The organism is Rhizobium tibeticum, from assembly GCF_900110205.1.
Lineage (GTDB): Bacteria > Pseudomonadota > Alphaproteobacteria > Rhizobiales > Rhizobiaceae > Rhizobium > Rhizobium tibeticum.
In genome coordinates, this window is the sequence record NZ_FOCV01000052.1 from 1 (window position 1) to 22,141 (window position 22,141).

General features: G+C 57.0%; 19 protein-coding genes and 2 pseudogenes. 6 read left to right on the forward strand and 15 right to left on the reverse strand.

The features are described 5' to 3' along the window. Positions 1 to 565 (forward strand): omptin family outer membrane protease (locus BSG20_RS31215; protein ID WP_143147563.1); only part of this gene is annotated, 565 nt, incomplete at its 5' end. Between the two features lie 275 nt (positions 566 to 840). Next, positions 841 to 1,098, forward strand: a complete 258-nt coding sequence (locus BSG20_RS35945; protein WP_072381572.1) for a hypothetical protein — start codon at positions 841 to 843, stop codon at positions 1,096 to 1,098. Between the two features lie 16 nt (positions 1,099 to 1,114). Here the strand turns inward: BSG20_RS35945 and BSG20_RS37110 are convergent, their stop codons facing one another. Next, a complete protein-coding gene (locus tag BSG20_RS37110; protein WP_244551825.1) occupies positions 1,115 to 1,468 on the reverse strand; it encodes a hypothetical protein in 354 nt (117 codons plus the stop codon). 6 nt (positions 1,469 to 1,474) lie between these two features. After that, positions 1,475 to 1,693: a hypothetical protein gene (locus BSG20_RS37115; RefSeq protein ID WP_072381570.1), complete on the reverse strand. Its 219-nt coding sequence runs from the start codon at positions 1,691 to 1,693 to the stop codon at positions 1,475 to 1,477. A gap of 801 nt (positions 1,694 to 2,494) precedes the next feature. Between BSG20_RS37115 and hemN the strand changes: the two genes are divergently transcribed. Further along, positions 2,495 to 3,829, forward strand: coding sequence for an oxygen-independent coproporphyrinogen III oxidase (gene hemN, locus BSG20_RS31230; RefSeq protein ID WP_072381568.1), 1,335 nt, complete (start codon positions 2,495 to 2,497; stop codon positions 3,827 to 3,829). Between the two features lie 141 nt (positions 3,830 to 3,970). On the opposite strand, the pseudogene BSG20_RS38550 reads toward hemN, so the two are convergent. The 13 genes and pseudogenes from BSG20_RS38550 to BSG20_RS31295 form a co-directional block, all read right to left on the reverse strand. Next, positions 3,971 to 4,261: pseudogene (locus tag BSG20_RS38550) on the reverse strand (transposase); the annotation flags it as partial. A gap of 108 nt (positions 4,262 to 4,369) precedes the next feature. After that, complete coding sequence (locus BSG20_RS31240) at positions 4,370 to 5,944, reverse strand: DUF7986 domain-containing protein (protein ID WP_244551826.1); 1,575 nt, start codon at positions 5,942 to 5,944, stop codon at positions 4,370 to 4,372. A gap of 346 nt (positions 5,945 to 6,290) precedes the next feature. Beyond that, positions 6,291 to 6,692, reverse strand: a complete 402-nt coding sequence (locus BSG20_RS31245; RefSeq protein WP_072381562.1) for a hypothetical protein — start codon at positions 6,690 to 6,692, stop codon at positions 6,291 to 6,293. Next, a complete protein-coding gene (locus tag BSG20_RS31250; RefSeq protein WP_072381560.1) occupies positions 6,682 to 9,075 on the reverse strand; it encodes an AAA family ATPase in 2,394 nt (797 codons plus the stop codon). The genes BSG20_RS31245 and BSG20_RS31250 overlap by 11 nt, the downstream gene beginning before the upstream one ends. Further along, positions 9,030 to 9,638: a hypothetical protein gene (locus BSG20_RS31255; RefSeq protein ID WP_143147564.1), complete on the reverse strand. Its 609-nt coding sequence runs from the start codon at positions 9,636 to 9,638 to the stop codon at positions 9,030 to 9,032. The genes BSG20_RS31250 and BSG20_RS31255 overlap by 46 nt, the downstream gene beginning before the upstream one ends. A 151-nt stretch (positions 9,639 to 9,789) precedes the next feature. Further along, positions 9,790 to 11,478, reverse strand: a complete 1,689-nt coding sequence (locus BSG20_RS31260) for a hypothetical protein (protein ID WP_143147565.1) — start codon at positions 11,476 to 11,478, stop codon at positions 9,790 to 9,792. Next, complete coding sequence (locus BSG20_RS31265; protein WP_072381554.1) at positions 11,475 to 11,894, reverse strand: hypothetical protein; 420 nt, start codon at positions 11,892 to 11,894, stop codon at positions 11,475 to 11,477. The genes BSG20_RS31260 and BSG20_RS31265 overlap by 4 nt, the downstream gene beginning before the upstream one ends. 363 nt (positions 11,895 to 12,257) lie before the next feature. Then, the gene (locus tag BSG20_RS31270; protein WP_072381552.1) at positions 12,258 to 13,139 is read right to left on the reverse strand and encodes a BrxR family helix-turn-helix transcriptional regulator; all 882 of its coding nucleotides are present in this window, start codon (positions 13,137 to 13,139) and stop codon (positions 12,258 to 12,260) included. A gap of 217 nt (positions 13,140 to 13,356) precedes the next feature. Beyond that, a complete protein-coding gene (locus BSG20_RS31275; protein ID WP_177309910.1) occupies positions 13,357 to 14,064 on the reverse strand; it encodes a hypothetical protein in 708 nt (235 codons plus the stop codon). 3 nt (positions 14,065 to 14,067) lie between these two features. Next, complete coding sequence (locus BSG20_RS31280; protein WP_244541488.1) at positions 14,068 to 14,418, reverse strand: hypothetical protein; 351 nt, start codon at positions 14,416 to 14,418, stop codon at positions 14,068 to 14,070. Positions 14,419 to 14,624: 206 nt separating this feature from the next. Continuing rightward, positions 14,625 to 15,665 (reverse strand): heparin lyase I family protein, encoded by a 1,041-nt coding sequence (locus BSG20_RS31285; protein ID WP_072381550.1) that lies wholly within the window; start codon positions 15,663 to 15,665, stop codon positions 14,625 to 14,627. 11 nt (positions 15,666 to 15,676) lie between these two features. Then, positions 15,677 to 16,774: an endonuclease/exonuclease/phosphatase family protein gene (locus tag BSG20_RS31290; protein ID WP_072381548.1), complete on the reverse strand. Its 1,098-nt coding sequence runs from the start codon at positions 16,772 to 16,774 to the stop codon at positions 15,677 to 15,679. Positions 16,775 to 16,919: 145 nt separating this feature from the next. Next, positions 16,920 to 19,850 carry a Dyp-type peroxidase gene (locus BSG20_RS31295; protein WP_072381546.1) on the reverse strand — a complete coding sequence of 977 codons (2,931 nt, stop codon included), beginning with the start codon at positions 19,848 to 19,850 and terminating at the stop codon, positions 16,920 to 16,922. Between the two features lie 604 nt (positions 19,851 to 20,454). Here BSG20_RS31295 and BSG20_RS37990 point away from each other — a divergent pair. From BSG20_RS37990 to BSG20_RS31305, 3 genes and pseudogenes are all read left to right on the forward strand, one after another. Beyond that, positions 20,455 to 20,964, forward strand: a pseudogene (locus BSG20_RS37990) (trypsin-like serine peptidase); the annotation flags it as partial. Positions 20,965 to 21,481: 517 nt separating this feature from the next. Next, positions 21,482 to 21,871 carry a DNA/RNA non-specific endonuclease gene (locus BSG20_RS37995; protein WP_244551827.1) on the forward strand — a complete coding sequence of 130 codons (390 nt, stop codon included), beginning with the start codon at positions 21,482 to 21,484 and terminating at the stop codon, positions 21,869 to 21,871. A gap of 62 nt (positions 21,872 to 21,933) precedes the next feature. Continuing rightward, positions 21,934 to 22,141: helix-turn-helix domain-containing protein (locus BSG20_RS31305; RefSeq protein ID WP_342030084.1), on the forward strand; the 208-nt coding region annotated here is incomplete at its 3' end.

Genomic DNA, 22,141 nt, shown 5'->3' on the forward strand with positions numbered 1-22,141 from the left:
CTATATCGCCGGATCGATCGAGATCGACCGGATCATCTACGGCAACGAGACCAGCAGTTTTTCGGTCGGCGCCGGTGCCCGCTATACCGACGTCAAATGGACGGCCTATGGCGGCTCCTACGTCTATTCGAGTGATGATTCTTTTCGCGACCTATCCGGGACATTCCCAAGCGGAAAAGGCATCAGCTACCGGCAACAGATTCCGGTTGGCTTCCTCAGCCTGAGCGGCGAACACGTCGTCGGCGATCTTACCATCAGCGGCGGCATTCAGGGCGGCTTGAGCTTCGGCATCAAGGACATCGACGACCATTGGGTGCGCGACCTGCGTTTTAGGAATGACATATCTCCGGCACCGACAATCGGCGCCAATGTCGCCGTCAGCTATGCGGTGACGCCAGGTGCTTCGCTCTATCTATCCGGTTCGTTCGAGCGGATTTTTCAAAAGCGCGGCAACATGCTAACAGACGACACCGCGAAGGGCACACGCTCCCCCTGGGTACAAGATGAGGCCGGGGCAAACTTCGAGTCGATGTCGATCTCCTTCGGGCTAAAGGGCACGTTTTGACGTGGTCGCGAGGCGCATTTTCATCAGAAGACCATCACCGCGCTCTTGCCAGTCTGACCATTGCGGGACACAACAGCCCTGGAATATACGGTCAGGCCGATCGAACCCGCTCGTATGACGTGTCAAGCGAATGGCGGCTCGTCGGCTCGATCATCGAACAGCGGCCGGAGCGCCTCGGGAACGCCGTCTGACCTGGTCAACGGGGCAGCCCGGCGCCCGGGCTCCTGAGAACCGCCCGGGGAACACGGGCTCCGCATCGCGAACCCGTTGCAAACGTGAGTGATCGCCGGATCAATAAGGTGCCGGTGTTCGCTGGACAGATGGGGATAGTGGCGATCATGGGCGCCACTCGCGACAGGAGCCGGATCGGCTCGGCGCGCCTCGGCCAAGGGCTGCTCAAAGCCAACTTGCCGGGCCTGGCCCGCTTGCCACTCTTCCAAGGCGGCGTCCTGCACCTGCGACAAAGCTGTCTTTTGCCATTTAATTACGAGATTTCCGCACCAATGACTTCAATGCGTTTCCACGACATTTGATTTTGAGAATCGGTCCTTAATTTGAGAATGCGACTTGGATTTTGTCACTTAATGTGAGAATCAGGCAGTCGAGATAATCGACGGTGTTCCTGCAATGAGCGACCGACTTCCCGATGAAGTCGATGCGCTTTGGGATGAAGCGTGCCGGCGCGAAGACGCGATTCGGGAATTCCTGAAGCACCGGACTGGCAAGATCACAGCCGGAGATGTGGCACTGCTTGCGACCGAGCTCGAAATCAGTCGAGCGACCGCGTATCGCGCCGCGGCGCTCGCGGTCAGGTGGGAGATTTCGTTGTTCATGCCAGCTCGCCCCGTGTCCTCGACAAAGGGCACAGGTTTGCTGGAGTCGATGCCGCGAAGCGAGCCCCATCCGCGGTCATCCGCGTTCGTTTTTGGCTTTCCTGCACCACCGCGTCGTACGAAAGGGCGACAGGAAATCAATACCCGCGCCATCGTGGGCACGGCAGTCGCGCAGCGTCAACTGGTGGATGCAGCAACCAAGAAGACGGCAGCCGACCAGCAGCGCGCGTCGCGCCGCCACGGCCTCATGAAGTGTCACCGAAGGCAGGGGCAAATCAGCGTAGCGCGCTTCCACGAAGTTGCCCGAAGGTCGGTCTTCGCAGTTGCAGTTAATTCGAGAATCCCGCCCCTCGGATTCTCATCTTTAAATGCCAAATCCGGCTGAAACAGCCGCATTCGCCCGTTTAATTGCTAAGTGACATCCTCGCCAACGCCAAGGTCCCCGACCGGGGTCGAGCTACGGGTCTCTACCCGTCGCTCGACCCCCTTGTGATGGGATGCACGGGTGTGACAAGCGCGGTTGATTTTTTTGTCGCTGTTGAAGTTTCGTGGGCATGATTGATCCAGATCAACGCCGCGCGACCTCGTACGTGCAAAGACTGTCCTCGTCATAGCGCACTAAGCGCTGATAAACATCGTGGAGAACATAGACGACTTGTGATTTGCGTATTGGCTCTCCAGCTCCGTCGATAAACGCGCAGGACTGGCTGCGTGGCGATCCGCCTTGCGAACCTCGAGCCCAGCTCGATATTACATCCTCGAGTTCTTTTCAAGGCTCTGAGCAGGTTGGTACAGGTGCAGGAGAAATATAGGGAGAGGGGTGAGCTCGTGGGACGTTGCAGCAGAAGAGTGCGCTGCAACGTCCGACGAGCTCACCCCCTCTGATGAACGAAATCCGGTACAAAAAACGGCCTACAGATGAGGCAGATGAAGGCGATTTCATCGCTATGTGTCTGACGAATTCTCAAAAAGGTCCAAGACTCTCGGTCAGCGCAAAGCGGCTAATGCAGGTTAGTGAGTAGATCTAGAAGTCAAAGCGGTCGAAATCTCGCCACGCCAGCGGATGATAGGCTGATATCAGCATGGGAGATAATCAGTGCAGAGCTCACTCCAGACAAAGTACTATGATGCTCACCTGCCTTGGTACACCATCTATCCAACTGTACCACGATTTTCGACGGCGGTCGGCGCAAAGGCTTATGAGGAATGGCTGAGAGGTCTTCCGTCCGACGATTCAGTATCGCTATATCTCCACATACCATTCTGCCGATCGATGTGCTGGTATTGCGGCTTTCCCACGAGCATCACTCGTCAGGACGCCTCGATCCTCAATTATGTCGCACTGATGCGTCAGGAAATCCATTTGGTTGCGGAACAGACGACGCAACCGCTGCCCGTGGGTGACGTGCATTTCGGTGGCGGAACTCCAAGCATCATTAAGCCGGCGGAGTTCATGAGCCTCATGGAACTTCTGCGTCGCCGATTCGCATTCGGAAAGACGGCGACGATCGCCGTGGAGATCGACCCGCGCACGTTCACCGCCGAGATGGCAGAAGCCTTTGGAGCGGCCGGGGTAAACCGAGCGAGCATCGGCGTACAGAGCTTCGATCCCGTTGTTCAAAAAGCAATCAATCGGATCCAAGGCGAGGAGCAGACGGCTACTGTGGTCAATCAACTGCGCCGCCATGGCATAAACCGCATCAATTTTGACTTGATGTACGGTCTTCCAAATCAGACGGTGCAGTCCTGCGTCAAGACCGCGGGAGCTGCTGCCGCCATGCGCCCCAGTCGGTTTGCCGTGTTCGGCTACGCACATGTTCCATCCTATAGAAAAAACCAACGTTTGATCGAGGAGGGGGCACTACCGGACCTATCTGCCCGCGCGGATCAGGCCACGGCCGTGGCCAACACCCTGATTGCGGAAGGCTACGTTCCGATCGGGCTCGACCATTTCGCCTTGCCGGACGATGAGCTTGCGTTGGCGCAGAAGGCCGGCCGATTGCGGCGTAACTCATTGGGCTATTCGGCCGACACCTGCACAACCGTGATCGGCTTCGGCGCATCAGCTATTGGCCGTGTAGGCGACGGCTACGTGCAAAACGAACTTACACAAAGTTTGTATAGCCGGAACATCGCATCTGGCCGTATTGCTACGTCAAAGGGCTATCGTCTAACCGGCGAAGATCGGCTGAGAGCCGCAATCATCGAGCGGTTAATGTGCGATCTGGAAGCTGATGTCCCTGGCATATGCCGTGCTCATGGCTTTGATTGGATCGCTTTTCTCAATTCAGTTGAGCGTCTAGCGATGTTTGCGGAGGACGGTATCTTGGACGTGGAGAAGGGTATCGTTCGGGTTCGACAGGAGCACCGCTTTATGTTGCGTGCTGTCGCTGCTGCATTCGATGTTTATCAAGACCGAATACCGAACTAGAGTATCCGTTTTGATCAAGCGGCTTTTTGATCGGTTGTCGCGCAGGAGTGCGTTGGCGAGGACGATAAGTTTTCGCATGATTGCAGTTATGGCAACCTTTGGCGGTTTTCCAGTCCCGATAAGCGCGTTGTAGGTTGCCTTGAGATCTGGATTAAAGCGGGCTGCGACAAGTGCTGGCATATAGAGCGCTTGCCGAACGATGGCCCTTCCGCCAGCAATGAAAGCACGTCCGGTCCATCGTCCGGATTGTCGGCTCATCGGAGCTAGCCCGCATAAGGAGGCTGCGGCCTTTTCGTCGAGCTCTCCGAGCTCGGGCATTTCGATGATCAGCGTGAAAGCAGTGACAGTGGAAATGCCGGGAATGGAGACGAGGATATCGAAGCGCACCTTGAGGCTATAATCGACATCGATCAAATCGCATGATGGCCTCATCGATCTGTCGCATCTGGGTATCTATCTGCCTGAGGCGCACATCGTTTTGCCGTTTGAGCAGAAGCTGGGTCAGGTTCTTTGCGCGGTTTTTGGCCGCAGTCCTGTCCTTCAACAACGCCAGCGAGCAACGTGTAGTTCCTTCAAATCATTGAGCACATGCGTATTTTTGCGCAGAAGACGCGGATCAAGCAGCAGCCCATAGCGGGCAAGCAGTTCAGCATCAACCCGATCCGTCTTGGCCAACCTGCCGGTCGCTTCGGCAAAACGCCGGACAAGGCGCGGATTGATTTTGGAAATCGGCAAGCCCTGGGCGATCATCGGGTTGGCGCAGGATACGTGTAAAAACCGGTCACAAGGGGTTATCGTCTGAGATCTTCGACGTGGAGTTCTTTCCAGACCCATGAGAAGTCGTAGGTGGCCATGGGGTCTTGCGGGTTTAGTCCGGACGATGACCGCATTTCGAGATATTTGAGCCATTCGGCGACTTTTTGCCGGCCGGTTTTGGTGCGGGCTGCTGCGCGTGGCGAGATATCGCCGAGCATGCCGACCGGCTCGTCCAGGGTAGCGCGATATTGCTTGTCGAGCATGGCGTGGACGAGCGGAGTTGCGACTTCGGGCGGGATATCGTCTGCCGATGGCCTTTTGCCCTGATGCGCGGCTTTCAGCTGTTCGATGGTCTGGATTGTGGTGAGGCGCGCGAACCATTTTCCCGAGGATATTTTGCACTAGCTCGGCGCCTCTTTGGGCTCGCTCGGCAGAGTTGACCATGAGAACGAGGAAACGTCCCTTGATTTCGAGGTTGCCGAGGACTGGCGTGCCGTCTTCCATGGTGACGCCGGCGACAAGCGCGTCCGGGTGACCGGGCCTGGCTGTGCCCTTGGCCGGCGGCCGCCCGAGCCAGTTCCAGAACTGTGGATTTTCCTGGCGGAGATCGTCTCTTCCAGCGAAACGATCAGCGATGACTTTCCCGGTGATGTCGACTTCGATGGGAAAGCGTACCTCATGAAACACGATGTCATCGCCATCGCTGTTGCAGACGAGCGGCTGACTGTCGCCGAGTACTTTCGGCAAGGTGTCGAACAGCCAGGCGTGGGTGAACAGTGGGGCTGCCAGGCGCAAGGTGTCGTCATCGAGGATCAGCTTTTTGCGGGATCGCTTCTTCTTGCCCGAGAATTCCTTGAGCCCTTCGAGCAAGGCTTCTGACGCTTCCATGGAATAGGGAAGAACACCACCGGTTATGACATTTGTGCCACCGACATGGACGATGCGGGCGGCGATCTTTTCCCATTGCCGCAAGGTCCGGGTGGCCGTTCCCTCGGTGACTTCCACTGGGTCGCCACCCCGCAAGAGATCGCGCGCCAGGAAGGATTTTCCGGGGACAACCTCGCTGACTTCGTAAAGGCTGATGGCGGAGGTGCTGATCGCCTTCAGATTGGCCTTGCTGCGCGCGGTTTCCTTGAAGCCCCGGCTCTTGAGATAGATATCGACAAAGGTTTTGCCGTCCGGCTCGAAGACCGAATCTTGCGCGATCGCTGATATAAATCTCCACTCCGGAACCAGGTCGACGAGCGCCAGGCCGGAATAGATTTCAGCCCTGCAGGTGGCAGGACCAGCAGATAGGGTCCGCCATCGTGACCGATCCTCACTCGCTCGTAAAGCACGGCTCTGATCAATGCGCTCCATTGACTAATAGCGCTAGAATCGAACCCCTCCACTACAAAAATCGAGTTTGAGAATTCGGGATAGGCCAAGAATTCGGCGATCGAACCGATCGAAATGCCGCTGGACCCGTGCCCGCGTGCGAGCGAATGAACGATTGAAGCATCCTTAGCAAAGTCTGTCGCCCGGATGCGTATGGCGGAAAGAGCGAAATCGTGATCGGCGGCAACGCCGATCGCGTCCAGCAACCCCTCTGGGAACGGCCGCGGACATTCTGCTAGCGCAATGCCTCGTTGCAGGAGGCTAGCCAGCAAATCGGAGATGAAACGTGCAGGCCCGGGGAGATTCCACCACTCCATGATAGGACCGCCTAAAGCTTTAATGTCAACATCACCTTAGCGATGCTATTCATCGAAATAATTTGGGCGGATCCGCTGTTGGGATCGGCAGCCGTGATCGTCAATATCCCCATCAACAGACCAAAGCGCACGACCGAGGATGCCGCAGGCTGGTCATCGAGTAACGACAACACCATTTCTGGCGTTTCGCCATCCAATTCCGCGACTGTTTGGAATGTATTGATGTATTCTGCCGGCACGCCAAAACGAGTCACAACGTCTTCCACGGTCAGAGAAGCCGACAGCTCCTGAAGTGATTTTGAGACCATCGTGCTCGAAGACGCGGAAGCGAAAAGCATTTGACAAAGATCGTTCCAGCCGCCTGTCACTTCGAGTATCCGGTCTATAGTTTGCGGTTTCAGGCTATTGATCATGTCCAGCTTCGCAGCAATGTAAGATCGCGACCACGGCTTCAATGTTTCGACCTGAACCCGTGGTGGCAGCTTCATCCCATAGGGAAATGCTTGCGACCATAGTGTCGGCATGCCGTGCTCCACCGACAAAGACGAGTCGAACGCGCCCGCGAATAACATTAGGTTGCTTGGCCGCGTCTCGAACCCAATCGGGGTTCCAATCTGTTAGGTGCGAGATGATTAGGACAAGTACCTGGTCATCCTGCCGTGCCCGCTTGATATCGCTTATCAGGTCCGCCCGATCGCGCCAGCCTCTTGCCTCGATAACCAAGCGCGGATTATTCGTTCGCTTTAAGGCTAGATAAACATGCTCGACATTCGCGACTGGCGGCCCGAAAATGACGAAAGTGGCGGCAGGATCGATCTTTGCATCTAGTATCGCTGATTCCTGGCCGTCGGTCAGCGGAGAAATCCGCGTTTCGCTGTCAGAGCCGCCGCCGACGGTGAGCCGCGAACGCGCGTTCTTCGGATCGAAATGATCTTCCGGTGCGCGCCCGTGGAAACTGTAAATGCGGGCAAGAAGGTCTTCTTCATCGGTGACCATGAGATCGAGGAGCATCCTCGAGCGGAGACCCCATTTACCTGCCGGTATTCGGCGAAGGATGCCGAATCCTTCCATCTCGTCGAGGAGATAATCGATCTCTCCCGGGTCACTTCCCTTCGGGAAGGCCTCGGGCCAGTATTTGATCGCACGTTCGGCCACCTCGCTGGTCGTCATGCCATCACCATCTATGCCTTCCCCGACATCAATCAGCGCGCGTTCCGCGATGATGTAAGTGAGAAGTTCATATCGTTGCTCGATGTGCTTGATGGTCTTTTCAAAGCTCTCGTAAAGCTGCGCTCGGATGCGCTGATCGTTCAGTGCACGATCTACCATCGCCGACGTGATGTTCCAGACCAGCTTGCCTGTGGACTTTTGATGGTCCTCAATGATGTCGAGCAGACCCTGGCAGAACACTTGCAGGAGGATTGGATAGTAGTTGGCAAAGCTCAAGATGCGCCAGACATCTTCTCGATTGGCAAATTCATAGCCAAGTGCCGCCAGTGGGACGCGCACGAGTGCCTCCGCGTCGCCGGCGTCGCCATTGACGAGGGGACCGATCCGAACAGGATCGTTCGAAATTTGCGCGAGCGGGGAATTCTCTGCCTTGGTGATGCGCGAGACGTTGTGCAGCCCCGAGAGAATGAACTTGAACCGGTGATTGGTGTCGTTCATCAGGGAAATGAGTCGCAAGACGTGGTGATGTTGCGCCTCTTTTGCTTCCTGGCGGACAAAGTTGTCTGCCTCGTCGAGCATGAGCAGAACTCTTCGACGACCATCAGCCTGCAGATAGTCCTTGATGCCTTGCTCGAATGCCTCAGGCGTGAAAACAGCCTTTCCGGCAAAGATGCCGCCGAGGACAGTAGACGCTTTCTCCCACAAAGATTTGGAAGACGAATCCGCCAAGTCGATGTAGCCAAATTGAGCGTTTGGCGGAGCTCGACGTGCAAGATGCCGAAGGAGCGCAGTTTTGCCGAGTCGACGCCCCCCATATACGATGTAAGATCCGAAGGGATCCATGATGCTTGCCAATTCTTTCGCGCGCCCTTTGAACATTTCCGGCGGAACTTGCGAGCGTCCGTAGTCCTGATAGGGCTTCGCAACGGTCGAGGCTTGAGCAAGTTCGAACATCGCTAGACGCCGCCGCTCCGGCATCGTCAAAACAGTTACGAGGAGGATCTCATCGACGACAAGAAGTTTGCGACGGCGGCGAAGGCACTCGAGTTTCAGGCTGTCGCGGCGGTCCGCTGGTAGGGATCCAAAGTACAGAACCAGCGTTCCCCGATTTTCTGCTCCTTCAGATAGAGCAAGTAAGTCGCTGGTCGAAACGGAGTTGTAGGCGGCCGCAATCTGCCACGAGCCTGACGTCATGCTACCGAAATCCGGCAATATGAGCGATGAAACGTCAAACGGCAGGTTCATCGTCGCGTCGATGACGACAAGTTGTCGGTCGTCGCTCTTGGTTTTATTGATTTCTACAAGCTGGCAGTCATATGAAATTTGGGACAGGAGCGCCAAAAGATTCGCCGACAGTTGTGGGCTTCCAAGCCCAGATTTCATCTGGCGCTTGAAATGCTGCCACGATTTAAGGATTTCATTTGCCTCGTCCCGCTGCTCGTAGCCAAGCCTTGAAATGCCGAAGACACCATCGTCGGTCCCGGCTGCAAGGCTTTGGCCAAGCTGAACGAGATCGGCTCCCTTGATATTGGCGAGGATAGAACGGAAACGCGCGAGGTCCTTATTCGCAACGCCAGCCTCTAAAATTGGTCGTCTTGTTTCGCCGGTGCAAACATCGCCACCCAATCAGAGAGGGTCGCGAGATCGTCAGAGTCCAAGAGCTTTTGCAGGGTTTGGCGTTCCCCGTCGTTGATGTCGCCCGACGCAAAGAGTTCGGCTATCCGTGTTGCGAGTGCGGCCTTTCCTTCATCCAAGAGTTTGCGCGCCTGTTCTTCTAAGTCGATCAGGCGGGCGAAAGCCGCATTGACGTCGGTTACCCGCACGCCCTCCACCTCCTCGGGCATGAAATCCCACGCAAGCTCGTCGACCGGTTTGTTTCGTATCACCGAACGAAGGCTCTCCTCGAGATCGGTGGCGCCCTTCAAACTGCCGAGTGCCATGCGGCGGACCTTCTGTAGAAGGGCGGCGACGCTTTCATACCGCGTGTTGAGCTGACCGCGGCGGACGCTCTCGGCCGTTGCAACGCGCGCTTCAAGACCCTCGAACTCAGCTCCACTCACATCGAAGTATTTCCAGAACTGCAAAAGTGCGTTCGCCGCCAAGAACGCGTCCTCCTGGCATCGCTGCTCTACCGTCTGCCTGAACTCCACGTCTTTGGCATGGCGGAGGCGGGGGAGGTCGCAGTCCATGATCGCTTTGATGAGCTTCGGACTGTCTGCGGGGAGGGGATCCAGGCGTGACTCCATGTCATTTTCGGCAGCCAAAACAGCGGGACATGGAGCGCAAGGTTGACCGCCGACCGATCGAAATCCGGCGCCTGGCCGCCGCGCAGGACACTGGCTAGGCTTGACAGAACGTCTCCAGCATATTGATTGGCGCTGCGGATAAGCGGATCGTCTTCGTCCTTCGGCAGTGAGCCGTAAAATGATCGATTCCTGCCACGAGACCGTCTATTACACGCCGGACAAGAACCTTGCGGCCCGCAGTCGCCTGAAACTCGTCTGCCTGCCGTGTTGCATCGGTAAAGTCCTGGCACATAGAAGCAAGATCGGAGAGAAATGCGACCAACCGTTCTCGTGCGGCACCATCGATGACCTGGCCATGGCCCACAATCTCGGCAAGTCTTTCCAGTGATTGCATGATCCGCGCGCGGTCGCCGAATTCGGCTGCGAACCTTGCGGCGCCAGCACTTGCTCGCGCCGTCTGCATGGCCATCATGAGTATATTGAGTTCGCCCTGCGAGGAGAACAATTCCTTCTTGACCTTTTGTCCTAAGGCGAACCGGAAGTTCGACGACTGGAAGGCCTTTATTTTCTCCAATATTCGCTGCCGGCGTTCTTCCAGATAGGACCGATCGGCCTTTGCGTCCCCAGCCGCTGCGATGCTTTGAAAGGTCAGCGGGAAATTGGACTTTCGGTTTTCCTCCAACACTTCGCGAATCCGAAAAAAGGCGGAACAACTGCTATTCGTCTGAAGAAGATCGATAATGACGAACGCGTTGGTACTTTCGGACACGTTGAACAAGGCAGTGGGGATCACGGCAGCATAGAGCGCGACCTGCCGTGCTTTGTCCCTACTCATCTCAGATGCGGCGATTTCGGAGGCGATAATCGCACATGCTTCCAGCGAGTCCTTAAAGCCCTCAGGCTCATACTTTGAGCCGATCATTTCCCGGCCGAGCGCGATGATCTTCAACTCGTCCGCGCTGAATGCAATATCCGCTGCCGGCATGATTTTTTCGCACGCACGGGCAAAATGATACCCAAGGCCCCATTCCTGGTGCGCGAAGAGATCAGAGGCCTTGGATCTGATGTCGGCCACGAACGGATCGATTGCGGGCTCTTCAAACGCCTCGGCAATCTCGGGTGAAGGTATCTCGAAAGGGTTGTCGTCCTCGTGGAGAAATGTAGCTGCGTCGGGGAACTCAGACGGGTTGGCAAGGGCATTGCTCTCGATTGAGCCATTTTTGACCTCGCCAGGGCGATCGCTATGATCTTGTCCGACCACGCCGCCTGATCGCAGCAAAGCGACAACATCTTCGCAACGTTCGAAGGCAAGACGGGCCGAGTGCTCGATGGTCTCGAGGAGAGACTGGGCATGGAGGAGATATTGTTTTGGTGGAAGCGTAGACGGCGCCTGGTACTGCGCGTGTGTCTCACGTACATGCTGCGCCGCAAGCTGGGCGGTTTCCAACAGACGCTCTGCTTCAAGCACGTTTTCCAGAGGCGCTTTGATTGGGATCAAAGCAGCTGCATCGAACACGCGCTCGACCAAAAGCGCAAGATCATCCGCCAATAGTTCGAGTTCGACCAGGACGCGTCTCACCTCGTGGAGAGCCTCTTGCATCCGAGCAGTGAACTCTGCGGTCGGACGTTGTCCCCTAAACTGCCTGTAATAGCTGACGTGGCTCTCAAGTGAGCTGATAAGAGAACGGAGCTCGTCGACCAGATCTGAATCGGGCTCGCCCGCCTTGGCAGAAGACGCCAGATTGGAGATGGCTTCAAGATCGCAGGCCCACGCGTTCATCACGCGATTGGGTCTTCCTCGTCCAATTCTATAGCATTTTCGTCAGGCTCAATCGTCGCTTCACCCTGCGACACCGATGGTTCCACTTCGCGAGAAATTGCGTCGTCGCTAGCTTTTGACTCTTGCGAGGAAGGAACACTGAGGCGTGCAAATTCTGAAGACGAACAGGACATCAGCGTTAGAATGTAATCCCGGAGATCCGGAAGAGCTTCTGCGACGTTGTACATCGACAGTGGCTTGTCGGGACTAGCAAGAGCGGACCATTCAAGAATGACCACAGCGGTCGCGATCTCGCCGCGGCCCTTCACGGCAAGGTCGGCCAGTTGCTGGCGCGTCGTTTCTTGGTTTGAAGAAGCAGCCGGTTTCACGCCAATGCTTCGGCATGCTTCGACATACCGCCTAAAAAGCCGTTTGACCAAGGGACGTTTCCGTTCGTTGGCAGGCTCGATCTCTCGCAGAAATAGACGAAGAAAATAGGGGTATCGCGTTGCTTCAGGAAGGAGGCTGAAAACTTCATCCAGTTCGGGCCGTTCGACCGGCCAGGGGAAGCCGGTTATGGTTTGAACGCGTGGTCCCCATTTGTCGTGGAACAGCCGAATTTGGCGATTGGAAATCGGTATCCAATCCTCGAACCATGCGGCATCGATTCGTGGGGCAACGCCAGTATCGGACTGCGCAAAGTTTCGCGATCGACAACCGAATCAATTTTAACGCTAACGCCCACGCCCTACCTCCCCTAGAAACCGGCTTACGATAAATCCATTTTGAGGTGTATGGCCAGATCAGGTCCCGACACGCGGCAAAGCGGACTTGAATTCTTCCCAGTTTTCCACGATTACCGGTTTCTCAGCAGGCCGATCTGCTGCGGAATTGACATCAAGTCTGAGCCGTTTTTGGAAATAGTAGAGCATCGCGTATCGGACGGGCATGCGAACTTTACCGTCGGTCATGGCGTAATCGAGGGCCACTGTTCGGCGTTGTTGTTCCGACAGGGCGGGATTTGGGCAGAGGATGACCTCGAAAAAACTATTCCAGTCCTTGTCATCAAGATCGAGCCCCCCTGCCGGCCCCTCGTTTCGGATCTCTTCACACCGTGACAGGATAAAATCTTTGTACGCCCCGTCCAAATGACAAAAAGCGCGCACATGCCAGCGAAGGCCGTCACTTCCGAAAGCATGCGGCGTGATGCGGCGCCAGATGCTGTTGGTCCGATTGGAACTCATCGATTGATAATAGATCTCGGCGGATTGCCGGCCTCTGATCAATCCAACCATGGCTTTTAGCACCGAGGGCTTGATTGAGCGGAACGGTATCGGCAAGGAATCTGCCGGCGGAGCATGAGATATCCAGGTTTCTTCAAGCCCGATCACATCATCGGCAAGCGATTTGAGCTGCGCAAGATATCGATTCGCACTTGGATTTAGAAATCTAGGTTTAAATGACGAGGTCGGGACGTATCGCTTCTCACGCGTATCGTAACGCAGATTCTCAGGTTCCATTTTCTGATAGAGCGATAAGTCGTTTGAAGCCTGAGGAACCGATACGCCAAATGTGTCCGTTATGTCACCACGACGTATGCCGCCCTCCCAGAAACACCGAAACTCAATGAATTCCAACCGCTGTTCCGTTCCCCACCGCAAACCGCTGCTTTCTGCTTCCACCATATTCTCCAAACGCACTGGATCAGTATAGGAACTATATTGATTATTCGGACTTTTGCAACAAGGACAAAATGCAGGACGCCCGGATAGCTACTGAATGTCTGGAATGCTGTCCGAGGAAGGCGGTGGATAGCAGGGCGGGATAATCAGATGCGAGGGAGGAGGTTCGTTCGGTTCGAGACCCTCATTGGCGAACAGCGCGTCGATGGTTCGCCTCCGGTCAAGACCGTTGTCTGCGGAATAGCTGGGCCAGCGGTTCCATTCCCATCACCTCAAAGGCGAGCACTTGCGCCTTATACGGCCCTAGTTTTACGCCATGACGCCAGGTTCCGATGAGCAAACACGTTGTCAGAACCGGCCATAGGACATGTCCCCACGATTGGAGGATCTGCGGCTCGAAATAGTAAGGCGCTTCCATGTTTATTTCCTCGGTGCCGCTCATGCAGTGGGTGATGCGCGTTGGTCCAGGCACATTCGTCCAGAGGAAGTCGTAATGCGGCCGTGTTGGGCACATCTCCGCCGGCGCCAAGGTGAGAAAATACTGCAGCGATAATGCAGCAGATACGAGAACGACAAGGGCAAAGACGACCAGAAGCGCGATTGCGTCGCGACCTGCGTCGCCGGATTGCAGCTTATCAGAGTGCACTTGCACGGGGCGGGCCGCTTGGAACCACAAAGCACCGGCGACCAAAGACGTGAGCAGAGGACCAAAAATGATGAAATGCACGGCATTCAATTTGAGAGGAACATAGTCGCCGATCAAAGGGAGTTTGCCGTTAAAGCTTGTCGGCGCGCGTGCGATCCATAGGGCAAGAACGAGTCCCGCCAGGGTAATTAGGGCAAGCCGGACAACCGGATCCTCTAGGAACGCTCCGGCATCTTCCGTGGATGTTTTGCTCATCGGCAGCTCTCCCTTTTGCTGTTGCATGCGCTACTGGCACAATTTCTTCGCCTCTTTGGACAGCCCATCGCCAAGCGATCGAGAAATCTCTTCGCCGAGCGCCTTCACAACGTCGCCGAATGTTCCGCCGGTGGAAAGAAGCTTGATCTCCCGGCGGCTCACCGCGCAGGTGGCGAGGTTCATTTCCGCGTCGAAACTAAGTCGGGCGGAAACGTTGCCTTTCAGTGCCGCCGCGTCCGATGTCCGGCAAGTCAGAGAACCGATGGCTCTTGCCATCGCGACATCCCCCTTCACGTCGAAGGCGAGTTCTTCGATTTCAACTTTCTCGAATCGATCTACGCCGATGGTGAAGAACCGGTCTTTACCTTCAGAGCCTGGCATGGCTGCGCTTTTTTGATCGCATTCTCAAGGGCATTCCCGGCCTTTGCAAAGGACGGCAGGGCCAGCAACGCGGAAGTGATGAGAAAAATTCGCGAGAGTTCGGATGACCTGTGTGATGCTGGTTTGTTCAGTGTGATCATTGCCGTCAGCCTCCGCCCTATTTCGTTGTTGCCGCATGCCTACGATCCTGTGCCAGCCGTTGTCGATCAAAGTGGCGCGAGCGTGCCGTCCGGATCGACATCCTCCTTCCGCTCGCTGCGGACGAAGTGATCAAGGCGCGTCACCGTTTCGAACTCCGCGTGGTTGCGATACGACCCGAATTTGAAATACTGGCTCTCCTTTGCCAGGAACGGCTTGAATCCAACGACGCCCTCGGTCTTGGAAATCTTTTTGCCGTCAGCCCAGATTTCGATCAGACCTGTTTGGTCCGACACCAGGCGCAGGTGGTAGACCATCGTGGTCCATTTCCCGAACGGATCGGGCAGCGCATTGTAGCGGGTGACCGACAACCCCTGCGCACAGCCGGTCAAGCCCGGGAGCGACAACGGTGCTGTTCCATGGGCGAGATCGTCGGTGTCGTGCCCGACCGACAGCGTCTGGATCTTCATCAAAGAGAAGACCTGCGCCGGCTTGACGAGCGTATGTGGGCTGCCGAATCCAGGTTCGACCGGGGCGGTCTCTTGCGAGGCAATGAAGACGCGGCAGAGGACGTTCTTCGGGTCGCGGTCCGGATCGGCGTTGTCCTGCTCGAGGGAGACGGTAAAGGCGCGGCCGTTGAAACGCTGGGCCAGGACAGGTGCGTCTTTCGGAGAATTCATTTGCTTCCACTGGCCGATGACAAATCGTCCGGTGGTCGGCGTTATGCTGTCGTCGACGAACATATCAAAGCGGTACCAAATATCGGTTCCGATCGGCGCCAGGATTTCCTGGGCTTCCCATAGCTCAGAGCGTTCGCTGCCATCGCGATCATAGGAACCATCTTCCCGGGCACATCCCTTCGGGTGCCAGGCAAAGGCCAGCACGTTATTTTGCGGCAGCCCCCTGACGACCTGTGTTGCGGCAGATCTGGCGTCGCCTGCCAATTTGCCGAAGGTGAAACTGTTTTCGTCCCGGCCGCATGAGAACCAGTTGTCTGAAACGCTGGCGGCATCGAACTCGTCTCGGATCGTCGGCGACGCCGCGTTTGCCTGCGGGGCTCCAATCACCGCCAGCATAACGGCTAGTGCGCAATTCCATCGCATGTTCATGGCCGGTCCTCCTAATCCATCTTGATGGTCAAGCTGCTGGGGCAATGATCGGAAAGACGCGTCTTGTCGGCCGGCGTCGGGTTGGCCCAGGGAAACTGCTTTTCCGATTCCGGCACAATCATGGTCGCGGCCTGTGTGCCATAAATGAAGAACTCGATGGGGAGAATGTTATAGGCGTCAGGATTAGCGATACCGGATGGGTTCGGCTGGCGAAACTCGCGCCAGCATGTCGACATGTTTTCATACGGCTGACGGAAGAGTTGGATATCGAACCGCGGATCCCTGTCGTGACCAGTCTTATCGGCGCTATAGCCGCTCAGTGCAACCCAGACTTCATCTGGGATCGCGCCTGGCTGCGCGTCGAGACGACGATTGAAGTCCCCGACAATCATCCAAGCTTCGCCCGCGGCTTCACGCGCTTCGATCCATTTGCGAAGCGGATACATCTGCTGTCCGAGGGTATCACATGCCCGGCTGGCCGGCTGGCCGGCCGCCGGATCCGTGCTCCACAGCCTGAAACTAATGAAATCGTCGAAGCAGCCGCTCTTGAGATGAACATCGAGGACCCGCAGTGTCGACCCGGCCGGCGACCGGATGGTGACGTCCAGGCCCCATCGGATCCGGCGGATCGTTCCGTTGTCGTCAAAGGTGACATCGAGTGGCTTGTAGTCTGCGGCGGAGATGATCTTCAGTTCTGAGTTCGGCCGCAAGGCCACTGCCGGATATTGTACGCGCGTCGCGGTCGTCGGTTTTACGGCGGTCATGCCCCTCTTGGTACAAACTGGAGCGATGGTTTGGCCCTCGGCCTCCGCGAATTGACCGCTGATGCAATGCTCCCATCCCTCGGCCACCGGGAAGACCGCGTCCAGCGCGGCCGGGCTGGTTACCTCTTGAAGAAACATCAGGTCCGCGGATACTGCATCACGCCAGTGTTTAAGGTCTGCATAGTCCTGGCTGGAGCGGATATGGTCATCGGGAAAGACGGTGTTGGGGTCGCCTGGGTAGACCAGCGTTTGAATGTTCCAGTTGCCGAGCGTGAATTCCGCCGCCACTGCCGGCATCGGTAAGACCATCGAGATGAGCGTTATGCATATCGAACGTGTCAGCATTTTCTCCTCCGGGTTCATGGATAGTCTTGCGGTGCGCAGCTATTTGTCAGCGACGTGCATGTCATCGATGAGTCCATCACCTCCGTCTTTCGTGCTCAGCAAGATCTGCTTATCGCGGGAATGGCCCCCACGCGCCGGCGGCGTTCTAGCGCCCGTCGCTGCTAAGACGTGCGAGAAACCGGACCGCGCTCCTGCTTGGCATGAACAGATAAGCTCCCCCGCGCATCCGCACGTAATCCTTTATTCCGGTGAGGTTCAGCGGGCCGCGCGGAGAGGGTATCGTCAGCCGTCCCATGCCCCCGCCACGGCCAGTGATGGGATCGACCTCGTTTTCCAATCCATGAAACTGCCAAGCCGTGGCCCAGGTCTGCTGAACGAATTCGAATTGGCGTTCGATGTCGGCATTGAGGCACATGAAGAGAAGGCCGGGCTTTGGTTCCTCTGGATCATTGGCGCCAAATGCATCGAAACTTCGCCCGACACGCAGGATGCGATGACGATTGACGATTGTAAGTTCATCCTTTGAGGCCGGGGCCAGACTATCGCGAGGATTTGAGCGGCGAATGTGCGCCCCGAGGGGACAGCGCTCGCCAAGCGGGTCCTCTGCGCCGGGCAGGAAATCGTTGTCGGGCCGAAAATTTCCTCCCTTCTGCTTTCTGGTCGCTGGAGCATGCGGGTAGCGTACCAGCGAAGAGCCATCCTTCCAACGACCAACCATCTTGGCGCCGATCCACTCCGGTAAAAGCTCTGGATCGAGTTGATCGGGCACTGCTGGATGATCGGCGTAGCGTTTGGCCGCCTCGCCCACGTAGTCGTTGAAGACATCGACATATTGCGCAAGCTGACGGATGACCAGGAACGTGCCGTTCCGTCCGAGGTCTCGCGCGGTGGCAGCGCGGTTGCTGCCAAAATCAGGCTGGAGTGCGCCACGTGAGTGCATAGGCTCAGCCAGCGGCAAAAGATTGCCGAGGTCCATCGCAGCCGGCACCTGTGGCGCCGGCGGAAAGAAGCCACGCGTGTCGGGATAGCCCAGCAAGAACTCCCCTGGCTCGACCGCATGGATAGCGTCCGACCGGCGCGTCCAGCGTCGCGTTCCCTTGATGATTGGCTGCGAAATCCCGTCGGCGAAGCCAAACGGCTCTCGCACCGTCTGCACTGCCGTTTCACCCGGCCTTGGCCGTGGCAGCGGCGTCGGTGTGACCCGATGTACCACCTGTCCGCCGGCGGCATCGATGCCTGAGATCGATTCCCTGGCGTATGAGACGAGAGTAGGTTCAGAGTCTGCATAGATGAGCAGCGCGGCATCGATTGCATTCTCCGGACCGCCCCACAGCCATTGCTTGGCCTGGTCGTCGCCGGTATCGGCAAGCAGGTTGGCCCGACCGGGCGAACCCATGCCCAAACGAAATGCACTCGGGAAAGCATCCTGGACATCCGAGGGTAAGCCCAACCGTCTTAGGCCATCTGCTGTCAACGCGCAGATTAAAACCTTGTCGGCGGGTGGCTGATCTCCGAAGGTGATCTGATCCTCGATCGACTTCAGCCAGGCACAAGCTCGCTTGGGGTCGTCGGACAACCTGATCGCGAGGCATGTCGCGTAGGGGTGTTTGCTCAAGCCGCCGTAAAGCAGCGTCTGGACCTCGAATGTCTCGATCAACGTCGCCGGCCTTACCTTTGAACCGAACAGTCCGAGCCACGCCGCGGCTTCGTCTTCCGTTGATACCGTTCCAAGTCCCTGGCGGATTGCGGCGTTGGTACGAATGCGCGCGGTCGTCAGGTGTGGATAGGCGCTGTACCAGAACCATGTCGGCTGCTGCTGGCGGCGCGCCCAGCGCTTGAAACGATAGCCATCTGCGGCTCCCTTAAAGAATAGGTTTTCGGTAAGCGGGAAGCCGACGGTATTGCTCCAGACGGCGGTGAGGCCGCCCGACGCCTTGGTGATGAAATCCTCCAGATAGCTTTCCCAACTACCACCGTAGTTCGAGAAAAACAGGAGCTTGTTGGTCTTCGGCAGTTTCAGCCAGCGGGCATAGTGGATCGTGCTGATATCGCCGAGAAATCCGGGCCGAAAGCGCCTCGTTGCCATCTGCCCGATCACCCAGAAGGCAATCCTGAGTGTCAGGCCGCGCAGCAGCCCGGCCTGCATGATCGAAATGCCGGCGAGATGGTTCTGCTGCGTATCCTTGAGATTTTCAGCGTCGGTCAACGAAGCCATCACATTCGGATTGACCGAGGTGTCGACCGGCGTGTTGGCGACCTCAAGCCGGCGCAGGCCAAGGTAGACAATCACAACGGCCGCCACGACGCCCACGGCGGCGATGATTGTCGACAGAAAAAGGGCGATCACTCCGACCGCGAACCCTTGCGAAAAGCCAGCCGCGATCGTCACGGCGACAACGAAAAGCCCGAGCAGACAAAGAACCGGCCAGAAAAACTTGAGCAACCCCCGGAAGGCAAGAGACAGTATGGAACCGAAATCAAGACGAGGCGGCTCTTCGGTGGCAAGGCGGGGAAATGGCTCGGGATCAAGCAACGATGCCAGGTCGGCGTTGGCTTTGACGAAATCCTGCACGCGCGCAACGGTGGCTAGCAGGGCGCCGGCGGCCGGGTGGGTGTCAAAGTAGGAACGGAGTTCGCGGGCGAGCAGATATTCGCGCTTGATCCGCGCCACTGTCATCCCAGGCGTGCCGCAGAAGTCGAGGCCCGGGACATCGAGCAGGCCTTGGCCGGTGCGAACATGGTGAGATGCGAGAAGCTGGCTGAGCGAGCCTGTCGATTGAATCGCTGCCACCGACAGGATGTCACTGACGAATGATGCGAGCTTCGTGCCGACCGTATCGAAGGCGTGTTGCGGCTCGCCGTCGACCGACATTTCGAAAACCAGATGCGTCGGTTCTCCAACATCGCCACGAACCACGGTGATCGACATGAAATGCACACCCTGATCGCGCAGCGCGCTGCGGATGAGCCCTTCTTTGCCGAACAGTTGAGGCCGGAATTCCTTGAGCTTTGCATCGACGTAATCGGCCCTGTCGATGCCGAACGGGATCGCACTTGTTACAAGTGATTGTGTCATACCTGCCCCTATGACTCGACGAAGTCGCGCAAGCTTCCCGCTGCCGCATGGTTCGCCGGCCCCCTCGAGGCCGATAGCGGTCTTCGCGTCAGGCGTGCAATACCTGTTTCACTTTATTTGCGGACTCACAAGCAAAAAGCATCGGAGATACTTGTTTCGTGCAGATTATTATAAATCTGTCAAATCTAACGAAGAAGATCGCCGTCACACAGAACGGGACAATGAAAAAGCGTATTCGCGTTCAGCGTGAAATATGCTTCAATCATTGGCACGACATCGGGCGGCGTGTTGCCATCGCTTCGCCACCGAGAAGACGACCGCCAAAGCCAAGACCGCTGCTTCCAAGATTGGAGACCATGGCATGGAAAAGGATCCGGAAGCGTCAGATGGCGAGAAGGACATCGTCGCTACACAATCGACCACACTTTCCATAGAGGTGGAAAAGGTAGCGCTCGCCGAATCCAATTATGTTCCGGCTGAAGAGCGCGTCTTGAGGAGAACCCGCGCTGAAGCGGACAGTCGCTTTTCCGCTCGTAAGAATTTCCTTGAATCTCCGCGCAGCGATCCGAACGGTTTCGAGCGCATCATCGGCCAAAGCGACCTGATGTCGATCAATTTCCTCGATCGCGGACGGCGGGCGGCCGCGGCAGTGTGCCGGATCAAAGTGCCAAGCGATGGTGGCGCCTGGTATGGAACGGGGTTTCTGGTCGGGCCACGCCTATTGCTGACCAACCATCACGTCCTCGGCAACGCTGACGAAGCCAGTCAGTGCGAAGCCGAATTCGGTTACGAGCATGATATCGATGGTGTGTTGAGCAAGGGCGTCAGATTTAATCTGCGTCCGCACGAGATTTTTTACACCAACGCCGAACTCGACATCACCTTCGTCGCGGTTACGCCGTTGTCGGATGAGGGCGTACCGATCGACCGTTATGGCCGGCTGCCGCTGCTCCCGCTTTCCGGTAAGGCGATCGATGGCGAGCGGGTCACCATCATCCAGCATCCAAACAGCGAGCCGAAGCAGATTGCCATTCGAGCAAGCCAGATCATTGTCCTCGACCCGCAGGCGGCGCCCGACGTCAATCTTGATCATTTCATCCACTACTCCACAGATACGGAGCCGGGCTCCTCCGGCGCTCCGGTATTCAACGACCAATGGCAGGTGCTGGCCCTGCATCACAAGGCAGTACCCGAACCAAAAAAGCCAGGAAGGCCCGAAGGCAAACCTGTGTGGATCGCCAATGAAGGTGTTCGCATCAGTGCGATCTTCGGCTTGCTCGAACAACAACGCTTCGAACAGCCACAGGCAGGCCTCGTGCTAGACCGACTCGACAACTCGCTCGGGCTGCCGTCGCTATCCCAAGGTGGCATCCAGGGCGACCCTCTGCTTGAAGCGGACCGAAAACCGCTGGCGCTCAAGCGTTGGGCCGGCGTCACCGGATATGATCCGCTCTTCCTCAGCGCGCGGATTGACCTTTCCGACATCTACGCACCATGGCTGGCCCAAAACCAGATTGCGCCGTTGCTGGATGGGTCCGGACACGAACTGGCGTACCATCATTTCACATCTGTCATCCGAGCGGACAGGAAGTTTCCACTGCTGAACCGCCGTCAATATCGACGGCAACAAGCTGGTCCACCCCGGCCCGCGCAAGGACACGTGGCGACGCGATGCGCGGATCGCCGCCGAATTCCAGCCCGATGGAGAATTCTACGAAAAAAACAAGGGAAAAGACCCCGTGCAATTCAGTCGCGGGCACCAGGTCCGGCTGCTCGATCCCTGCTGGAGCAGCGCGGCCGATAAGGACCAGGCGCTGGTCGAGTCACAAATAGGCGCAGAAGATACCTTCCACTACACCAATGCAGCCCCGCAGGTTCAAACCTACAATGACATCGACTGGGGCAATCTCGAAGACTACCTGCTCGACAAAGCCCAAAGCACAGACAAGCGGCTGACCATTTTCACAGGCCCGATCTTTCGGGAAAACGACCCCCCTTATACCAACGTGAGCGGTCTCTGACTCGTTTTGCGGTTTCCAAATCAGTTGAATTCTGAATCTATGTCGCAAACGGAGGTTTGCGGATGACATTGGGAATTCCACTGCGCGATGACTTCGACGGTTTTGCCCTGCGGGCATTGGCCAAGAGCACGAAGGATGCGGCACAGGCTCGGCGGCTTCTTGCCCTTGCCGAAATCTATGATGGTCATTCACGCAGCGACGCGGCCAGGATCGGAGGCGTGACCCTGCAGATTGTCCGCGATTGGGTTATGCGCTTCAATGCCCGCGGTC